Genomic DNA, 19,301 nt, shown 5'->3' with positions numbered 1-19,301 from the left:
TTGAGCTTGAAAAATAGGTCTCTCATGCTCATCAAACCTTGATCAAGAATGAAGGTCAACCAGATCTCAAAAAATCTCCGACTGCTGAGCACTGGGTAATCATGCTCAGGTAAGCTTTTGAGAATAGATTTGACGATTTGAGAGAATGAGCGTAACATTGGTGTATTACTTTTTGATTGTTTGGGGTAAGAATTACATCTTCTTACCCCTTTTTTATAACCTGAATCTGTCATTCAACACTTCTGTTTCTATCTATCTATCGACAACTTAAAGAAGAAGAAGGAAAAGCTTATTGGCTCCCCATCTATATACTGAATTTTGATTTTGAAGATACAGGAATTAAAAAGCTATACGTAGGAACAATTGAATGGAATGGTATGAAAGTTGATATGAGCAAAGTAATTGATAAGTATTATTCGGAAGGTATTTTTGAACTTGCTTTAACTACGGTTTGGAATGGTTCTGGAGATGATGACTTGGAGATCATGCAAGACTTGGGCTTAAAGTTTAGGACGATTTTATATGAGCGGCATTCACCAGAAAACGAGATGGCAGTGTTCAAATTTGAAGACTTTGAGTTTGTGCCAACAGAAGACTTTGATTTCTTAGACAGCAGCTTTATGCTTTTTGTTGAAGAACATATTGAATTTTTTAGAGATTTTGTAAGAGATATGGATTCTTGTTTTCTGACCTAGTAAGACTTTGCCTGATCTCCGGAGAAGTTTAGTACTAGGCGTAATAACACTCTCAGTTGTTACAGACAATACCTAAATAGCCTAACTCCAATCACTGACAGATATGGTTTTGGTTGCTCTCTCACCGAAAACTAAGCGGAATAACTATATATTTAGACGGCAAGTGTGGGATGACTTTCATTGTGGGGTGTTGTCCAGCAACTTATGTGGGCAGTGTCCACCCTGCGGGCTACTTTGGTCTAATGTAATCTGTTTTATCGCAGCATATAGAATCCAAAATATCTTGTAAATAATCCTGAGTTTGCCGCTTGGTCATAGGTAAATAACCTCTGCCAAAATCCGCTCCCCAATGCGTGGCTTCAAGCCAGCCTTATGCACCAAATCAACTTTGACTTCTAAGTTGTCGCTAAGGTAGTTTTCTAAATTGATAAATTTCAATAAGCTCGGTGTTTCTGAAAACTCCACCAGCACATCCACGTCGCTGGCTTCCGTCTGCTCTTGCCTAACATAGGAGCCAAAAATACCTAATTCCTGAACCTTATAACGTTCTTGCAATAAAGGCTTGTTTTGTATAAGCCACTGCTTAATTTCCTCTAGGGTTTTCATCAAGCCCACTCCCTTCAAGGCAAGTACAGCACAGAGTCTAGCTTACGCCGCTCTGTCCCAGCCCTGGGTAGTACCGTAATTCAATCATGATGAACGATCAAAAGCCTGCCTGGGAAAGCAATCTTTCACGGAAAATCATCACATCACAGGCACTACCCTTGCCCCACGAATCCTGGAGATTCGGGCTAAATGTCCAGGTCGGTGAGGTTCAGCTTGGCCCCGTAGGTTTCGATAAATTCCCGGCGGGGAGCCACCCGATCGCCCATCAAGATTGTGAAGATTCGATCGGCCTCGGCCGCATCATCAATTTCCACCCGTTTCATGGTGCGGGTTTCCGGGTTCATGGTGGTGTCCCAAAGCTGATCGGGCATCATTTCACCCAAACCTTTGAACCGCTGAATGTTGTAGTTGGCATTGGCCGGGAAGCCCGCCAAAATCTGCTGCAACTCCCGATCGCTGTAGCAATATTGATGATTCCGGCCGCGCTCCACCTTGTATAGGGGCGGGCAGGCAATATAGATGTGACCTTGCTCCACCAATTCCCGTTGATAGCGATAGAAAAAGGTGAGCAGCAGAGTGCGAATGTGGGCCCCGTCCACGTCCGCATCGGTCATTAACACCACCCGGTGATAGCGCAGTTGAGAAACATCAAATTCCTCGCCTTTGATGCCTAATCCCAGGGCAGAAATTAGCGACTGAATTTCGGTGTTTTTATAGATCTTGGCATCGTCGGTTTTTTCGATGTTTAGGATCTTCCCACGCAGGGGCAAAATGGCTTGGAATCGACGGTTTCTTCCTTGCTTGGCGGAACCGCCTGCCGAGTCTCCTTCCACAATAAAAATTTCTGATTCGGACGGATCCTTCGAGCTGCAATCAGCTAATTTACCCGGCAAGGGCGACGATTCCAACACCGACTTGCGGCGCACCAATTCCCGGGCCCGACGGGCCGCTTCGGCCGCATTAAAGGCCTGAATTGCCTTTTCCAAGATGGAGTCCGCCACACCGGGCCGGAACTCCAAATATTCCGTGAAAACTTCCCCCACCAGGGAATCCACAATGCCGCGTACCTCGGGGTTGCCGAGTTTGGTTTTGGTTTGTCCTTCAAATTCTGGATCGGGCACTTTCACGGAAATAATCGCCGTCAAGCCTTCCCGAATATGTTCACCGCCCAGGTTGGCATCGCCATCTTTGAGTTTGTTGCGCTTGCGGGCGATCGCGTTCATGGTGCGGGTCAAAACGGCCTTCAACCCTTCCAGGTGGGTTCCGCCATCCACAGTGCGGATGTTGTTGGCAAACCCGAATAGGTTGTCCGTGTAGGCATCGATCGACCATTGCATGGCCACTTCCACATGCACCCCGTCGCGCTCCCCTTGCACGTAGAGAATTTCCTCGTGGAGGGGCAGGCGATCGCGGTTGATATAGGCTACATATTCCCGAATGCCGCCTTCATAGCAGTAGGTTTCAACCTTGGGTTGCTCGGTACGCAACAGCTCCAGCCGGTGATCGCTGAAGGTGATTTTTACGCCCGCATTCAGATAGGCCAGCTCCCGCAGCCGACTGGCGAGGGTGGCGTAGTCAAATTCTGTGCCGGTGATGAAAATTTCGCGATCGGGCAAAAAGGTGACCCGCGTGCCCGTTTGGGAATCGTCGCTGGGTTCGCTAGTCAGGGGCCCTTGGGGGATGCCTCGGCTGTAGCGTTGAACGTGCCGTTGGCTCAGGCGCTTGACTTCAACAATCACTTCTTCCGAGAGGGCATTCACCACGGACACGCCCACGCCATGGAGACCGCCGGATACTTTGTAGCCACCGCCGCCGAATTTGCCGCCCGCGTGCAGCACGGTCATCACGGTTTCGAGGGCGGATTTGCCGGTTTGGGGGTGAATGTCAACGGGGATGCCGCGGCCGTCGTCGGTGACGGTGACGGAGCCGTTGGCATTCAGATCCACTTCAATGTGGGTGCAATAACCAGCAAGGGCTTCATCGATCGAGTTGTCCACCACCTCGTAAACTAGATGATGGAGACCGCGCGGCCCAGTGGAGCCGATGTACATTCCCGGTCGCTTGCGGACAGGTTCAAGCCCTTCAAGAACCTGAATTTGATCTGCCCCATAGTTGCTGGTCATGCTCACTCCGCTCCAGATTGGACATCTTAGGCAGGTTAAATTTGCCTAAAGCCCTATAACTTCAAAACATTCCAAGATTTTAGCACAAACGGGTTCTAGGAGTTGCCAGGGTACGCTTGTTATGAATTTGGGCTTGGGATTGATTGACCTTGAAAAATGCCTGGAAAGGTCACTAACAGCCCTAGAAATTTGCCTTCCTAAGGTTGCAGCGGGGAGCCACTTCCCCCTTAGGCTCCTGGGGGAGTGGCCGATCGCAAGGCGGCCATGAGTTGAGCTAAATGTTCGGGCTGGTGGGTGGCCATCAGGGTCAGGCGCAGGCGGCTGGTGGGCACGGTGGGCGGTCGAATGGCTCCGACCCACAGGCCGGCTTCCGTGAGCGATCGCCCCAATTGGCTGACGGTGGCTGGGTTGGGCACTTGCAAACAGAGAATAGGCGATTCACTGGGCAGTAGGCGGTAGGCGCGATCGCCCTGGGTGAGTTCGGCGGGCTGGGTGGCTAACCAATCCTGAAGGGCTTGACGGAGCGATCGGGTATTGTGCCAAAGGGCGGCCCGTCGCTCGGGTTCTTGGTTCACAATCCGAATGGCAGCCAGGGCGGCGGCCGTGTCAGCGGGTGACAGGCCCGTGGTGTAAATCCAACTGGCGGCGCGGTTGCGCAAAAAATCGACGAGGGTGGCCGAGCCGGCCACATAGCCCCCCAAGCTGCCCAGGGCCTTGCTGAGGGTTCCCATCTGAATCAGCGATCGCCCGCTGCACCCCAGGGCCTCCACGCAGCCGGCCCCCGTGGCCCCGAAAACCCCCGTCCCGTGAGCCTCATCCACCAACACCATGGCGGAAAAGGCCTCCGCCAAGTCCAGAATTTCCGGCAGGGGAGCCAAGTCCCCATCCATACTAAACACCGTGTCCGTGAGGATCAGGCAGCGGCGATAGTGGGAACGGTGGCTTTGGAGCCGATCGCCCAAATCCTGCAAGTCGCCATGCCGATAGTCCACGACCGTGGCTCCACTGAGTTTGGCTCCGGCTAGCAGGCTGGAATGGTTATAGGCATCGTTCAAAATCAAATCTCGCGGGCCTACCAAGGCGGCGATCGTGCCCAGATTGGCTAAATACCCGGAACTGAAGACGATCGCGTCTTCGGTCTGTTTTAGTTGGGCGATCGCCTGCTCTAGCTCTCGGTGCAACGCTCGCTGGCCAGTAATCAGCCGTGAGCCAGTGCTGCCGGTTCCATCGGTTTGAATCGCCTCGATCGCGGCGGCCATTAACCGGTCATCGCCCGCCAACCCCAAGTAGTCATTACTGGCGAAGTTAATCAGGGTGCGGCCGTCGCGCTCCACCACGGCCCCCGGCCGGCCGCTCAGGATCTGGGGCGATCGATGCCAATGGGCCCGGTGAATCGTCTGGAGGGCCTGGGCCATCCAGTCGTAGGGGGACTCGGTTGAGGAAGGACTGGGGGCGGTCTTAGGAATGGGCATCGGTGGCGCGATCGACGGCATGGCCAGCCCCAGAACGGGCCGGATGGGTAGGGGTCTGCCCATTATGATCGATCGAGTTCAAATCCTTGGGGTCAACCTCCGGATCAAAATCCCCGCGCTGACTGCCCGCCACTGGCCGATCGCCGGCTGGATGATCACTCCCCGCCGCACGATCGGGGTCAAAGTCACCCGGATTAGAATCACGAAAATTATTCAGATGATTCATCCTGGGGTCATCAGCTATTTCACCGGCTCTTTCGGCAAAATCGGGATCCGGCGCTGGCGGTCGCTCGCCCACCAGCCAGTAGGTGAGCATTTCCCCGCGTCCTCGCACTTGCCAGGGGCCACGCGGCTCTAGAACAAATTGATCGCCCAACAGGGCCGCCGTGGAAGCCGTCACCTGAATTTTGGCTGCTTCCCCCTGGGACTCCATCCGGCTAGCAATATTCACCGTGTCGCCCCAGAGATCATAGATAAATTTGCGAATGCCAATGACCCCCGCCACCAAGGGGCCCGTATTCAGCCCAATTCGCAACTGAAAGGTTTGCCCATTTTTGCGTTGAAACTGCCCGATCGCCTGCTGCATTTCCAACGCCATCCGCGCCGTGTTGATGGCATGGTTAGGATGCGCCGAAGGCACGCCCCCCACGGCCATGTAGGCATCCCCGATCGTCTTGATTTTTTCAACCCCATAGCGTTCAGCAATGCGATCGAACTCCGAAAAAATATCATTCAAACAGGACACCAACTCCGCCGCTTGAATTTGGGAAGCCCATTCCGTAAACCCCACAATGTCCGCAAACAGCACCGTTGCCGACTCGAAGCGATCAGCCATGGCCGTCTGTTGCATTTTCAGGCGCTGAGCAATTTTCTGGGGCAAAATATTCAGCAATAATTGCTCCGATTGTTGCCGTTGTTGTCGCAATTCCAGCTCTGTTTTGCGACGTTCGGTAATCTCTTGCACCATGCCTTCAAAGTAAAGAAACTTGCCCCCAGCGTCATAAACACTACGAACGGTTTCAGAAATCCAAATTCGCCGGCCATCTTTCCGGTAAACTTCCGACTCAAAATTGGATACTTCTCCGTATTGAGCCATGTAGGCCAGAAACTCTTCGCGCCGGTGCGACCGCACGTAAAGTTGGTGGCCCACATTGGTGATTAGTTCCATCATTTCTTGAGGCGATTCATAGCCACAAATGCGGGCCAAGGTCGGATTCACACTCATAAATCGCCCTTCCCAAGTGGCTTGAAAGATCCCTTCTAGGGCATTTTCAAAAATGCTGCGATAGTTTTCCTCCGCCTGTTGCAGGGCATCGGCCGCCAACTTGCGATCGGTGATGTCATCCAAAACCCCTAAAACCCCAATCACTTGCCCCGCTTCGTCGCGAATCGGTACGCGGTAGCAATCTAGCCAGATGGGCTGGCCCCCTTCAGCGTGACGATATTTGCGTAATAGTTGATGGGAAATGGGTTGGTTAGTTTCAATCACGCGGCGATCTTGGGCCCGAAATTGTTCGGCAATGGCTGGATCTTCAATTAAGTCCTGATCGGTTTTGCCAATCACACTTTCGGGATCCCCTAAACCGGATGCTTCTGCCCAACTTCGATTGCAACCCAAGAAAACTAAGTCAGCATTTTTCCAAAAAATTTGCTGAGGAATGTTGTCTAAAATAATGCGTAAATATTGCTTTTGTTCTTGCAAAATGGCGGCGGTTTTTTCATGTTCCGCCACTTCCGCTATTAGCCGCTGGTTTTGTTCGGCAACCAGCTTGGCAGCTCGCTGAATTTTCAGGTGTGTATTGACTCGAACCAAAACTTCTTCAAGGGCAAAGGGCTTGATTAAATAGTCAACGCCACCCACCTTGAAGGCTTGAATTTTATCTAAGCTGCCATTGGAGCCGCCATCAGAGCTGCCAGTGAAAATAATCGGAATATCGGCAGTTTTTGGGTTGGCTTTCAGCTCCTCGCAAAGGGCAAAGCCACTGCGATCGGGCAGATACACATCCAATAGGATGAGGTCAAAGGTATGGTGCTTCAGTTGCTGCCAAGCCTGATGGGCATTATCCGCCAGCAGGATGTGATAGCCCTCACGCGCTAGAAGTCGATGCAAAAGAGTGCGATCGTCCGTTCGATCGTCCACGATCAACAGACTGGAGCGGGCCACCGACCAATCAGGACGCAGAACGGGTCTCTCTGCACCGTCGGGCAAACTCTCGGCAGACGGGTCGATCGAGAAAGTCACAAGGCTCTCCTCAAAAGCTGAGGCGCAAACGAAGCCGCATCACGGCAAACTACCAATATCTTATCGCTGACCCAGCTTCTGGCGAGGAAGCATTCTTGGATCATTTTCCGCATAATCACGGTTATGGTTTGGCTGATTATGCTTGCCCCTAGTCATTATTCTTGCGAAGAATAGATATTTTCGGGTCTAATATGACCAAATTGCAACGCAAAGAGCGCTCCACAGCATCTTCAGACCCCAAAGTCAGCCAAGTAGCAATTAATACGGTGCTTTGAAAATACTCGATCGACTGTGAGCGAAGCGTGAACATTGGCCCTGGTCTGGGTAGCAGTTTTGGGCGGGTTCGGGGTGGCTTGCCGGTCTTTGCTGGCTGATTTTCGGGGGCTGACAAATTTCAGGGGTTGGTTTATGGCAGGAGTTTGTTTTAGGTTGCCCATTTGTTTTAGGTTGTTGGTCTTGGTTGGCTTGATTTGGTTGACTGATTCTGTTTGTCTTTAACGCGGCGGTGAATGGGCATGACTCAAAATTCCCCAATTCCAGTAGTGGTGGTTGGTGCGGCTGGCAAGATGGGCCGTGAGGTGGTGAAGGCGGTGGCGGCTGCGCCCGATATGACCCTCATTGGGGCGGTCGATCGCGCGCCGGAGCTAGTGGGCCAGGATGTGGGCGAAGTGGTCGGCTGCGGCCCCTTGGAAGTGCCGATTTTGGATCAGCTAGAGGCGACTTTGGCCATGGCGGCCCAAGAGCGACAGTTAGGCGTGATGGTGGATTTCACGCACCCCAGTTCGGTCTATGAAAATGCGCGATCGGCGATCGCCTATGGCATTCGACCCGCGATCGGCACAACGGGGCTGAGTGAGCAACAGGTGCGCGAGTTGGCGGAATTTGCCGACAAGGCCAGCACCGGTTGCGCCATCATTCCCAACTTCTCGATCGGGATGGTGTTGCTTCAGCAGGCTGCGGTTCAAGCCTCCCAATATTTCGATCATGTGGAAATCATTGAGCTGCACCACAACCAAAAGGCCGACGCACCCAGCGGCACGGCCCTGCAAACGGTGCAACTGATGTCTGGATTGGGCAAAACCTTCAATCCGGCACAGGTGGAAGAAAAGGAATTGATTCCCGGTGCGCGGGGCAGCTTGGCCGGCGACAATATCAATGTTCACAGCATTCGCTTGCCGGGTCTCATTGCTCACCAGGAGGTGATCTTTGGTGCGCCGGGCCAAATCTACACGCTGCGCCACGACACGAGCGATCGGGCCTGTTATATGCCCGGTGTGTTGCTGACGATTCGGAAGCTGATTGACCTGAAGTGCTTGGTTTATGGTCTTGAAAAACTGCTGTAGCAGCGCGACAACCTGATGTCGATCGGTCAAGGCCAATGGCCGTTGCCGTTACCCGATCACTAGGCAGCAAGGGGCTTCAGCCCCTTGTGAGGGCGACTGGCGTTGCCCTCCGATGGCTTAACCTTGTCCACTCGCCTCAGTGACTTCCTCAGAAACTTCCTCAGAACCGCCTCCGAACAACCTATGCTGGTTCCGCTGACCCGTGACGCTTTCGATCGCCTGATTCCCTCGATCGCCACCTATCCGCAATACCAATTCTATTGGGGGCGGCCGGCGGACTTCATTCGCCGCCTAGCCATTTCCGTGGTGGGCATGGTGGTGACCTGGTTGGGCAGCCTAGCCACGGGCGATGCGACGGGCCCCATTTGGTTTGTGCTGGGCTTTGCGGCAGCGCTCTATTGGTTTTGGGCCCCCATCTATTGGGCCAGCCTCCGCAATGGCAAAGTGCGCAAATTCGGCTATTGCGGTTTTTGGGAAGGTGAAATTCTGGATGTTTATGTGACTGAAGAGCTGGTGGGTCAAGAGGAAACGGTGAACCGCCAGGGCGAGTTGGTGATTGTGGAAAACCGGGAGCGTTGCCTCAACTTGGAAGTGGGCGATGAGACGGGATTTGAAACCCGTTTGCAGGCTCCGCTGCGTCGCGAGCACAAGGGCATTAAGCCGGGAATGCGGGCCCAAACCCTGATTTTGTCCGATCGCCCCGATTTGGGACGAGTGGCCCAAGTGGCTGATTTTTATCTTCCCGATCGCCAAGTTTGGATCAGTGACTATCCCCTGTTGCAGCGGGAAGCCTTTGAGGAGGTGAGCCGGGAGCTGAGCGACCCACCGCCAAATCGTCGATCGCGTCGGCCCAGCCGTCCGGCCCCAAGCCAGGAGACCGGCTTAGCCCGCCGCCCGGATCCGCGCGATCGGGCCCTGGCCCGTTATGATCGGCGTGATGCCTCCGAGGGGCGCGGGCGGTTTGATGATCTTGAAGATGACTTTGAGAACAGCGATTTCGAGAACTTTGAGGACGATCGCCGCGATCGCCCCCGTCGCCGCCGCTAGAACCTGAAAACGGCCCCAACAACACAAAAAAGCCCCAACCGTCGATCAAAGTCGATCAAAACGGACTCTACTGCCCAGAATGCTCGCTAAATCCCAGGAACTGCTGACAGTTGGGTCAATTTGTCGGTTAGGGAATTGACGGAATGGGTTGAGCTTGGTATTCCTGATGTCAACATGAGCGTGCTTGACTGACCCTAACGATCCCCGATCGCCCCTTGTCACCCGAAACCGCTCGATCGCCTAACCTCGCTGAATTCCGTCTTTTGGATCCCTATCGCGCGTTAGCTCGTCGATCAGCCTGTGGAACCCCTATCCTTTTCCGATCCGTTTAATGGTGCATCGTCGCCCGGGGTGACCCTATTTGGGCCGCCACATCTTGCGCCCGGGGCAATTGGGGGAGCGGATTGGTTGCCCCCAGTGCCCCCAGAGGAGATGGTTAGCGAAGTAACCGTCATGCCCGAGCATTCTGCGGACTGGTTGTTGCAGCAGTGGTTGGATCTGGGGCTTCAGCAGCTCGAAGCCAGCAATTATCCTGGGGCGATCGAAGCCTTTGAACGGGCCCTCGATATCCAATCTGACTTAACCGTTGCTCGCCACGGCCGGGCGATCGCCCTAGTGGGAGCCAAGGCCTATGCCGAAGCTCTCCCGGAACTGGAGGCACTCCTGCAACAAATTCCGCACCAAATGGATCTTTGGGGGAACTATGGCCATGCCCTCGCTGCCATGGAGCGTCACGAGGAAGCCCTCGCCGCCTATCGCCACATCCTGGCCATTGATCCCAACGTTGTCAATGCCTGGCTCGATTGTGGGCGGTTGCTGCAAACCCTAGACCGCTGGGGCGAGGCTGCCGCCGCCTATGAACGGGCTTTGGAGTTGCAACCCACCGCCAGCGCGGCCTGGTTCGCCCGGGGAATGCTTCAGAAAAAGCTCGGTCAACGGGCCCAAGCCCTGGAGTCCTTTGAACGCACCCTTTCGATCGATCCCCATTGCAAGGAAGCCTGGAACTATCGTGGCAACTTGCTCGAAGATTTGGGCCGCACCCAGGAAGCCCGCGAGGCCTATCAACGGGCGATCGACCTGGATCCTCAGTATGCCGAAGCTTGGAATAACCTAGGCATTGCCCTCGATAGCCAACAGGCCCACCAGGAAGCCCTGGAAGCCTTTCACCAGTCTTTGGCCAGCGATCCGAATAATCCCGATGTGTGGAATAACTGTGGCCTCACCTTGGACAGTCTGGGGCAATTAGGCGAGGCGGTGACCGCGTTCGATCGCGCCTTGGCACTCACCCAAAACAGTCACTGGAAATCCTGGGCAAATCGGGGTTGTGTCCTTTGGCGGCTCCACGGCTATGCGGCCGCCCTCAAAAACTGGAATCAGGGCATCGACTCCCTCAATCGCCAAGCCCCAGACTACGCCCTCGGTTGCGGCATTTTGCACTATCACAAGGGCCGGGCCCATGTGGACGAAGGCCAGCGCCACTCCGATGCCTTCCCCTACTTGCAAGAGGCGCGACTCTGTTTTGAGCAAGCCCTCAATTTCCTCGCACCCGATCGCCATCCAGATTGGTATTTAGAAGCGGCCCAAGGGGCGATCGACACGTATCGGGCCCTGGGTAATGCAGACCAAGCTCAAGCCCTGATGTATAGCGCCACGGAACTGCTGCGCCGTCGAATGCGCGAAACGGACTGCACCAGCCAAAAAATGGCCCTCGCGAACAAGCTGGCTAGCTTCTACCAAAACGGGCGATCGTAGCGCCTGGTCGTTGGAATGATTAATCCCTTAGTCATAATTATTATTTGTAGTTACAGCCTTTACCTAGAACGATTGGTACGTCATATTACAGATGCCATAGAGCAATTATGAGGTGGGCACTGCCCACCCTACTAGCGCGTCAAGCTTATTTTGATAGGTCAAATTAGATGACTGTTGCTGTTACCAGATCCTTAGGCAGCGAGGGGCTTAAGCCCCTTGTGAATACGACTGGGTTTTTCAACAAAAAAACTGCGATCGCCCGATCGCAGTTCGTCAAAAAGGTGAGGATAAAAGAACGAAAAAATCATTCAAAAATTGGGCAACGATGATTCCATGAATGATTGGGAATTTGGACAAAATCACGGGTCGTGAGTCGATCGAGCCACTGGATATTTAGCAACCGCCATTGATCCGGCTTCAGCCGATTTCAGCAGTTTCCACAACACCAATCACCTAAATCGCTTCTCCCCTGTAATTCGGGTCATCATCCGGTTTGTGCTCAAGTTTTGTGCTCAAGTTTAACGATCGAACCATTCGCCCCAATTGATCGTTCAAACCCTGATTTTGGGTCAGGAGCACCAGGAACCTAGAAACTGAACTCGGTGCGCACCACGCCCAAGATGGCCGTGTTGTTGTCGTTGCCCGTGTCCGCATTGAACACCGCAATCACCCCCGGAGTGATCGAAATGAAGTCGTTCACGGCCCAGCGGTAGAGCGCTTCCACGTGGATCGGTGTTTCGTCATCCTCTTCCACGCCATCCGCACTGATCACCGTCGGCGGCTGACCCACCAACAAGGATCCCAGGTTGCCTTCTTTGCCCAAGTCAGGGAAGACCAAACCCACAGCCCAGTTCAGCACGTCGATGCTGTCGTCGCTTTGGGCATCTTCCGCCTTGGTGTAACCAACCCAACCGTTCAAGCCCACCTTGGGCGAGAACAGATAGTTAGCTTGCAGGCCAACACTGTTGCTGATCGCGGAATGGTCGCCAAAGGGGTTGATTGTGCGTCGCGTGCCGGTGCGACCCAACAGGCCCAAGTCTTCGTCGGCGTATTGGTAATCGTCGTTGGAGTAGTAGCTGTGGGCAAAGAACAGGCCGGCGCTGAAGCGGCTGTCACTGCTCTTGTAGTTCAAGCTGGCGCTGGCGCTGTAGCTACCGCCAAAAAGACCGCTGCCATCGCTGGGGCTGGCGGCGTTGCCGGCCATGTAGGCGGCCCCGATCGACCATTGATCGCTGGGACTCCAAACAAAGCCCACCCCAGCATCGGCCGGTTGACGCAACACGGGCGGCCGATCGCCAAATCGCGACAGGGCCCCGGAACCATCGCCATAAAGGAAGGGGTTGTGGGTGTCGTGGATGTCATCCAAATCCAACCCGGTGGTTCCCACCAGGGCTTCCACTTTTTCCCCGATCGGGAAGCGATAGCCCAAATAGGTCAGGCTGATTTGGTTGCTGTTGCCGTCGCCGTAGCTCAGGGAACCCAAGCCCGTCACATCGTTCAGCGGATTCTGAACATTGTTGGTTTCCAAACGGGTGGTCAGGGTGTCTTGGCCCGTGAAGCTGGTGTTGAACACCAGTCGCACCCGATTGCTGAAGGTGACGTTTTCGGCGTTGCTGTCGTCGTCATCGCCCGTGAGGGTTCCCCCTTGCAAACCAAGGATGGCGTTCCCGGTCAACTTGGTGGTGGTGGAGAATTGGGTTTTCTCCAGGTAAGAAATCCGACCTTCCAGGGTGTCTACGCGACCCCGCAGCGCGGCCAGCTCGGTCTTGAACATGTCCTGCAATTTCTTCAGGACTTCCAGATCGGCCTTGGTGGCGTAGTCAGCCACGTTGGTCACGAGCAATTCTTGGATTCGATCGAGGCAAGCATTCAAACCGGCCGCGAACTCGTAGCGAGTCATGGCCCGGTTGCCCTTGTAGGTTCCGTCGGGATAACCGGCAATGCAACCGTAGCGCTCAACCAGCGATTGCAGGGCTTGGAAGGCCCAATCGGTGGGTTGCACGTCCGACAGTTGCGAGACGGAGGTGACCTGATCGGCGCTGCTGGCGCGGCGGTTGCGTCCCTCTTGGCCGTATTGGTTGAGGTCGTTGATCAGCTCGCTGGTGTCGGCCACGGCCCCGATCGAGTCGGGATTGGCCAAGTCAGGGCTAGTGGAATTAACGGATTGGGCTAAGGCCGGTGCAGCGGGAGCCGCCGCCAACAGGGCCAGGGCAGCGATCGGGGTTAAGCGCGATCGCCAATGGAACCGAGACATATGCAAACCTCACACGAAAAATCTGAGTCCATTGCAAACTGAATTCATCCCCAGCCTTTAACCATCAAAAGCTGGCAGCAATTCCTCAAAATCACTGCCCTCCCAAGGTCGCCAGCCCAGAGCCAAATCCCTTCGCATCCATCAAAAAGATAATGATTCTCAATCTGATTTATGAAAAGATAATTAAGCGGCGATGAATCAGTTTTGATCGTCATTCTAGCGAATTCTAGATCGATCTAAGGCAGAACAAAGACAAAATATTATTGATTTTGGATCTCAATAGGGTGATGTAAATTCTACGTGAAATTACTGGGATCAAACGTTCAAAATTACAAAACAACCCCCGCAACAGCAAGTCCCCAGCCGACAGGTGCAGTAGGTTCAAGGGCATGAATTTTGATTGGATATGGAGCCGATCGAGCCGTTTCAAGCGATCGACTCCTTCGCGCCGCTCAACCCGATCCAGCCGATCAGCGATTTTGGCCCCAGGGCAATGGCGCAATTGGCCCTAAGAATTCTCGAGATTGTGGGCAGCAGCGCGATCGAACCAACGGAGCAGCACGCGGGCTAACTTGCCCGAGTGGTGGCGAATTAGTCCCGTGTGGGGATCTTCGTCAATGACGTTGGCAATCACGATCCGGCGACCCAGACGCGCCACCGCTTCCCGATCGAGCTGAATGGGGTGGCTATGTTCGCGGGCATAGCGATCGAGGGTTTTGGGGGATGGGGGATTTTTTTGCACCAACACCGCATCAAACAATTTGTGACCACAGGCCTGGTCGATCGCCCGGATGTGATCCGAAACGGTGTAGCCCTCCGTTTCTCCCGGTTGGCTCATCACGTTGCACACATAGATCCGAGGAGCCGGACAACGGGCGATCGCCTCAGTAATTTCTGGAACCAACAGATTGGGAATCACGCTGGTGTAGAGGCTGCCGGGGCCAATGATGATGTAGTCCGCCGACTCGATCGCCTCGATCGCCCGAGGCACGGCCCGAGGATTAGACGGCGTGCAACCAATGCGGGCAATTTGCCCATGGGCCTCGCTGATGTTCGACTCGCCCTCCACGTAACGGCCATCGGTTAGCTCAGCCCAGAGCACCACATCCTCCAGCGTGGCCGGCAACACCCGCCCCTGCACCGCCAGGACTTGGGAACTGGCATCGATCGCCTGTTCCAAGTCTCCCGTGATGTCGCTCATGGCCGTCAAAAACAAGTTGCCAAAGCTGTGGCCCGCCAACCCGCTGCCGGTGGTGAAGCGATATTGAAACAACGCCGTCATCAGCCGCTCTTCCGCCGACAGGGCCGCCAAGCAATTGCGAATATCCCCTGGTGGCAGCACCCCAAAATCGCGCCGCAGCCGTCCTGAAGATCCGCCATCATCCGCCACCGTCACAATGGCCGTGATGTTGGCGCTGTATTGCTTGAGGCCTCGCAACAGGGTTGAGAGACCCGTGCCACCCCCGATCGCCACAATGCGCGGCCCCCGATTCAGCCGCCGATGGGTCAAGAGGCGATCGATCAACTCCTCATCCCCATCGGGCATCAGCACTTCCGCGATCGTTCCCAGGGTGCGCGTTTGTCCCCACAACACCAACCCCAACCCCCCCGCCAACACCAGCGGCCCAGAAACATTATTGGGAATTAGGGTGGCCAAGCGCCCCACAAACTCTTGCAAGAACTGAGTGGTGTAAAACACCGGGGTTTGCTTTGTCCAAATGGCCGCCCCAAACCACACCAACACCGCCCCGCTCGCACTGGTCAGCAGCCAGCGCTTGACCAACAAACCCGGCGCAAGCCACTTCACCCATTGGTTAACCCGTTTGGGAGCGCGGCGCTGCAAAATGGCTCGCGGTAGGTTGCTGAGCCAGTGAACGGTTGAGTAGGACAGTCGATTCTTCAAGGGAAAGGTGGGGAAAAACGGACAAACGAAGCCAAGGCAAGCAGAATCAACAACAAGCACTGGGGCCACAACGGCGGCAACGGCAGCAGTTACCGGGACGCAGGGGAATTAAACCATTGGTGGGGGATCGGGTTCTGGCCAATGGCTACCGTCTCCTTCAAGCACGTATTCAAGAACGTCTTTAAGGACGTAGGCTTAACACCCATGGATCCCCGTTGTTGGCGGTGATTGAGCCGGTGATTAAGCCGGTGATTAATCCGCTAATCCTGAATCCCGATCGCCCCAGCCTGGATCCGCAAACGGGCGGGCTAAAATGGCGAGCAACGGAATTAACCGTTTCCAACCGTCGTAATTTCCATGAGGATAGCGCGTTGCGGATTGGATCCCGGGATGAGTAGCCCGCTCGGTGGGCTGGCATGGCTGGGAATGCTGGCTGCTGGTCAGTCGGTCTGGTTCGTGCGGCGAGACCAGTTCAACCCATCGATCGCAACCCATTGGTCGTCAAATTTGCCGCGAGAGGTTCCCGCAGTTCCACAGGGGCTTCCAGTAATTGCAGCGTGGCCCGTTCGGCATCGATCGCCACCGGAATCCCGATCGGGAGGGTGAGCTTGTCGGGCACATGGCCTAGGGCTAACCCCTGCCAACTGGGAATTCCCAAGGGGCGAATCCAATCATCCAGCACGCGGTTAAGGGAAAGGGCCGGCTCCCGATCGCCCGGACTCTCGCAGCGCGTGCATTGGGCAAACACGAACCCCGCCAACTGATCCAGCAAACCCGCCAGCTTCAGTTGCGACAACAGGCGATCGACCCGATAGACCGGCTCGCCCACCTCTTCCACCACCAAAATTTTGCCCGCCCACTGGGGAAGATAGGTGGATCCCACCATGGCCGCCAACACCGACAGATTCGCCACCACCAAGGGGCCCTGGGCTTGGCCGGGGTGAATCACTCGGTGGGTTTGCTGGGGCGGATTTTGGAGGGTGGCCGCTGTCCCTGCCATCAAAACCTGTTGCCAAGCGGCCGTGGAAAACGCATTCCAGCGAGAAGCGATCACGGGGCCATGGAACGTGACCAAGCCCGATCGCTCGTAATAGGCCAACAACAGGGCGCTGATGTCGCTGAAGCCCAGGAGAATTTTGGGGTGCGATCGCGCCAACTCCCAATCCAGCAGGGGCAAAATCCGCGCACAGCCCCACCCACCGCGCGCACAAATAATTGCCGCCACTTGCGGATCGGCAAAGGCCCGGTTTAAATCCGCCGCCCGATCCCGATCGCGCCCGGCCAAGTAACCATCTCGATCGAATAAATGTCGCCCCGGAACCAGCCGAAATCCTTGCTGAGTAAACCACTGCCAGCCCTGCTGTAGGTCGGCTGCCGAAACGCGCCCCGCCGGAGCCACAATCGCGATCGTGTCGCCGGGTCGGAGCGATCGCGGCCGCAGCAGAGGCCGCACCGGGTTAGCCGTTGGCAATGGCGACAAGGGAGAATCTGCCGCCCTAGCCAGCGATCGGCCGTCGATTTGCGTAGCCAGGGCCAGAGCACCCAAACCCCTCAGCCAAAACCGGCGCGATCGCCCATGGTTGATCATCATTAATCGCTTTTTGAAAAAAGTTATGAATAGAAATGAGAACGGCTCCGCAGCCTGCTCAGTAAACTTCTTACACGAATCGGCTAGCAGCCCTCATCCCCCAACCCCTTCGCCCAGGGAGGGCGAAGGGGAGCCAGAACCATTGCGTTACAGCGATCTCGGGACTGGCGATCAAGTCCCTCTCCGAACTTGGAAGAGGGATTTAGAGTGAGGGTCTTGATTGATACAAAAGGTCTAGTGATTGATTTCATAATTCCATGATCATCCATTACCCAGTCCTGGCTTCAGACAATCTTTTGTTAAGCTAGACTGAGAATTAATTGCAATAATGCTAGGCTCATACTTCAATTAAAACGCCGATTATCCGGCCGAGGTGCGATCGCCAGCAGTCATCAGCAATCCTCGATCGACCCACCATCCCAGGCGCTCAGTGCCCTCGGGGTAGACCCTGGAATTGGGTCACGACAACAGCCGATCTCCCTGCGCAGACTGACAACCACCCCGAACCGGATTTTCATCAACCCGACATTGCCAGCTTCCATGAGACGTTTGACCCGCCGCGCCTTTTTGGCGACCAGTTCAATGGCCACCGCCGCCGTTGCGATCGCCCAGGGTTGCACCCCATCTTCCTCCACTTCCAACAACGCCAACAGCAGTTCCAGCAATGGATCCAGCCAAAAAGTGTTGCGGCTCTATTCCGGCCGTCACTACGACAGCGACAAGGCTGTTTATGAAGGATTTGAACGCAAAACCGGCATCAAAATCGAGTACATCTCCGATGATGCCGACAAGCTCATTGAGCGGATCCAAGCAGAAGGCAGCAACAGCACAGCAGATCTGTTGTTAACAGTGGACGCGGGGCGATTATGGCGGGCTTCGGCAGAAGGGTTGTTTCAGCCGGTGACCCCCACCCAGGCCCCCAACCTTTACAGCGCGGTTCCAGAAAATTTGCGCCACCCGGAAGGCCAGTGGTTTGCCCTGTCAAAGCGGGCCCGCGTGATTATGTACAACAAGGAAAAGGTGCAACCCTCGGAACTCAGCACCTATGAAGCGCTGGCCGATGCCCGGTGGCGCAGCCAAATTCTGGTGCGCACCTCCAGCAACATCTACAACCTGTCCTGGGTGGGCGAAATGATTGCTGTCCATGGCGAGGCCAAGACGGAACAATGGGCCCGCAGCATGGTGGCGAATTTTGCGCGGCCACCGGAAGGCAATGACACGGCGCAAATCATGTCCTGTGCAGCGGGTATTGGTTCGATCGCCATTTCCAACACTTACTATTTGGTGCGTTTGGCCAAGTCCACCAAACCGGAAGAGCGCACCGCCTTCCAACGAATTGGAGTCTGTTTCCCAAACCAGGGCGATCGGGGAACCCACATCAACATCAGTGGCGTGGGCCTGGTGAAAAATGCTCGTAACCCCGAAGGGGCGATTCAGTTCATGGAATATTTGCTGAGTCCCGAAGCCCAGGAACTCTTTGCCAAGGGCAACCACGAATATCCCGTGCTGAAGGGTGTGGCGCTGGATCCAGATCTGGCCAAGCTGGGCACTTTCAAGGAATCTACCGTGAGCGCCACCACCTTTGGCCGCAACAACGAGGTGGCGCTCAAACTGCTCGATCGCGCTGGTTGGAAGTAACGTTGCCATGGGCCAGGAACCCACTCCCCGATCGCTTCCTCTGGTTTTGAGCGCCTTCGAGCCTCAGACCCTGCGGGGGTGGTCATGGGTTCATGGCCATTGCCGCTCGATCGCCCAATCAAATTGACTAATTAACTTAACTTATTAGATTGATCCATGAGATCCAGTCATCGGATCAAAAATCCAGCGTGCCTTGTGCAAACTGCCACGAAATCGTTTCAGTAAGTCTTTCAGTAAGTCACTGAATTTTGCTAACTAGTGAGCTATTGTCGATCGCTCAGTTGAAGCTTGCGTTTGCCAAGCCAATTCATACTATCTCCGCAGGTACAATGTAGCTTTTTTAGCCAGGTTGCTGAGGCGGAAACTCATAATCCCTAAAAATTGATTCAAAACTTAAATTTGCAATGTAAAAAAAGTTACAAGCCTGTCTCGATTAATAGTGAATCTGTTGATCTCGCCAGGGCAAAATCTTTAGAAAATATTGAAGAAATATTACAATTATCTGAGAAAGCATCTGAAATTCATTCAGAATCATTTCGTTCAATAATGACAGTCATCTCACTTTCTTGATCAAAATCTGAAACGAGACAATGAAGGTTTTTGTTTACAGTCTCGGTCTCTCAAAATGGCAAAAACCC

13 protein-coding genes and 1 pseudogene are annotated in these 19,301 nt (G+C 54.7%); 6 read left to right on the top strand and 8 right to left on the bottom strand.

Annotated elements, in window-relative coordinates; genetic code table 11:
- Positions 1-233: pseudogene (locus H6F46_RS19145) on the bottom strand (hypothetical protein); the annotation flags it as partial.
- Positions 234-377: 144 nt separating this feature from the next.
- On the opposite strand from H6F46_RS19145, the gene H6F46_RS13320 reads away from it, so the two are divergent.
- Entirely contained in the window at positions 378-695 is a 318-nt protein-coding gene (locus H6F46_RS13320) for a hypothetical protein (protein WP_190355160.1), read from the top strand.
- 312 nt (positions 696-1,007) lie between these two features.
- On the opposite strand, the gene H6F46_RS13315 is transcribed toward H6F46_RS13320, so the two are convergent.
- The 4 genes from H6F46_RS13315 to H6F46_RS13300 form a co-directional block, all read right to left on the bottom strand.
- Positions 1,008-1,301 (bottom strand): nucleotidyltransferase family protein, encoded by a 294-nt coding sequence (locus tag H6F46_RS13315; RefSeq protein WP_190355159.1) that lies wholly within the window; start codon positions 1,299-1,301, stop codon positions 1,008-1,010.
- A gap of 185 nt (positions 1,302-1,486) precedes the next feature.
- Positions 1,487-3,424: a DNA topoisomerase (ATP-hydrolyzing) subunit B gene (gene gyrB / locus H6F46_RS13310; RefSeq protein WP_099533579.1), complete on the bottom strand. Its 1,938-nt coding sequence runs from the start codon at positions 3,422-3,424 to the stop codon at positions 1,487-1,489.
- 227 nt (positions 3,425-3,651) lie between these two features.
- A complete protein-coding gene (gene bioF, locus H6F46_RS13305) occupies positions 3,652-4,896 on the bottom strand; it encodes an 8-amino-7-oxononanoate synthase (protein ID WP_190355180.1) in 1,245 nt (414 codons plus the stop codon).
- Complete coding sequence (locus tag H6F46_RS13300) at positions 4,883-7,138, bottom strand: adenylate/guanylate cyclase domain-containing protein (RefSeq protein WP_190355158.1); 2,256 nt, start codon at positions 7,136-7,138, stop codon at positions 4,883-4,885. Before H6F46_RS13300 ends, bioF begins: the two co-directional genes overlap by 14 nt.
- Before the next feature lie 515 nt (positions 7,139-7,653).
- On the opposite strand from H6F46_RS13300, the gene dapB reads away from it, so the two are divergent.
- From dapB to H6F46_RS13285, 3 genes are all read left to right on the top strand, one after another.
- Entirely contained in the window at positions 7,654-8,481 is an 828-nt protein-coding gene (gene dapB / locus H6F46_RS13295) for a 4-hydroxy-tetrahydrodipicolinate reductase (RefSeq protein WP_099533583.1), read from the top strand.
- 183 nt (positions 8,482-8,664) lie between these two features.
- Positions 8,665-9,528 (top strand): phosphate ABC transporter permease, encoded by an 864-nt coding sequence (locus tag H6F46_RS13290; protein ID WP_199291548.1) that lies wholly within the window; start codon positions 8,665-8,667, stop codon positions 9,526-9,528.
- Between the two features lie 300 nt (positions 9,529-9,828).
- Entirely contained in the window at positions 9,829-11,280 is a 1,452-nt protein-coding gene (locus tag H6F46_RS13285) for a tetratricopeptide repeat protein (protein ID WP_190355157.1), read from the top strand.
- Between the two features lie 586 nt (positions 11,281-11,866).
- Here H6F46_RS13285 and H6F46_RS13280 read toward each other — a convergent pair.
- Complete coding sequence (locus H6F46_RS13280) at positions 11,867-13,534, bottom strand: iron uptake porin (protein ID WP_099533585.1); 1,668 nt, start codon at positions 13,532-13,534, stop codon at positions 11,867-11,869.
- A gap of 508 nt (positions 13,535-14,042) precedes the next feature.
- A complete protein-coding gene (gene yvcK, locus H6F46_RS13275; protein ID WP_234406959.1) occupies positions 14,043-15,380 on the bottom strand; it encodes a gluconeogenesis factor YvcK family protein in 1,338 nt (445 codons plus the stop codon).
- A gap of 275 nt (positions 15,381-15,655) precedes the next feature.
- On the opposite strand from yvcK, the gene H6F46_RS13270 reads away from it, so the two are divergent.
- Positions 15,656-15,835, top strand: coding sequence for a hypothetical protein (locus H6F46_RS13270; RefSeq protein WP_190355156.1), 180 nt, complete (start codon positions 15,656-15,658; stop codon positions 15,833-15,835).
- Between the two features lie 74 nt (positions 15,836-15,909).
- Here the strand turns inward: H6F46_RS13270 and H6F46_RS13265 are convergent, their stop codons facing one another.
- Positions 15,910-17,028 carry an LD-carboxypeptidase gene (locus H6F46_RS13265; RefSeq protein ID WP_190355155.1) on the bottom strand — a complete coding sequence of 373 codons (1,119 nt, stop codon included), beginning with the start codon at positions 17,026-17,028 and terminating at the stop codon, positions 15,910-15,912.
- Between the two features lie 537 nt (positions 17,029-17,565).
- Here H6F46_RS13265 and H6F46_RS13260 point away from each other — a divergent pair.
- On the top strand, positions 17,566-18,663 hold the full coding sequence (locus H6F46_RS13260; RefSeq protein ID WP_190355154.1) for a Fe(3+) ABC transporter substrate-binding protein: 1,098 nt from the start codon (positions 17,566-17,568) through the stop codon (positions 18,661-18,663).
- The last annotated feature ends 638 nt before the right edge of the window (positions 18,664-19,301 follow it).

Source organism: Limnothrix sp. FACHB-1083, from assembly GCF_014696485.1.
GTDB lineage: Bacteria > Cyanobacteriota > Cyanobacteriia > CACIAM-69d > CACIAM-69d > CACIAM-69d.
The sequence above is the reverse complement of the archived record's forward strand: the minus strand, read 5'-3'. Positions and strand labels throughout refer to the sequence as shown.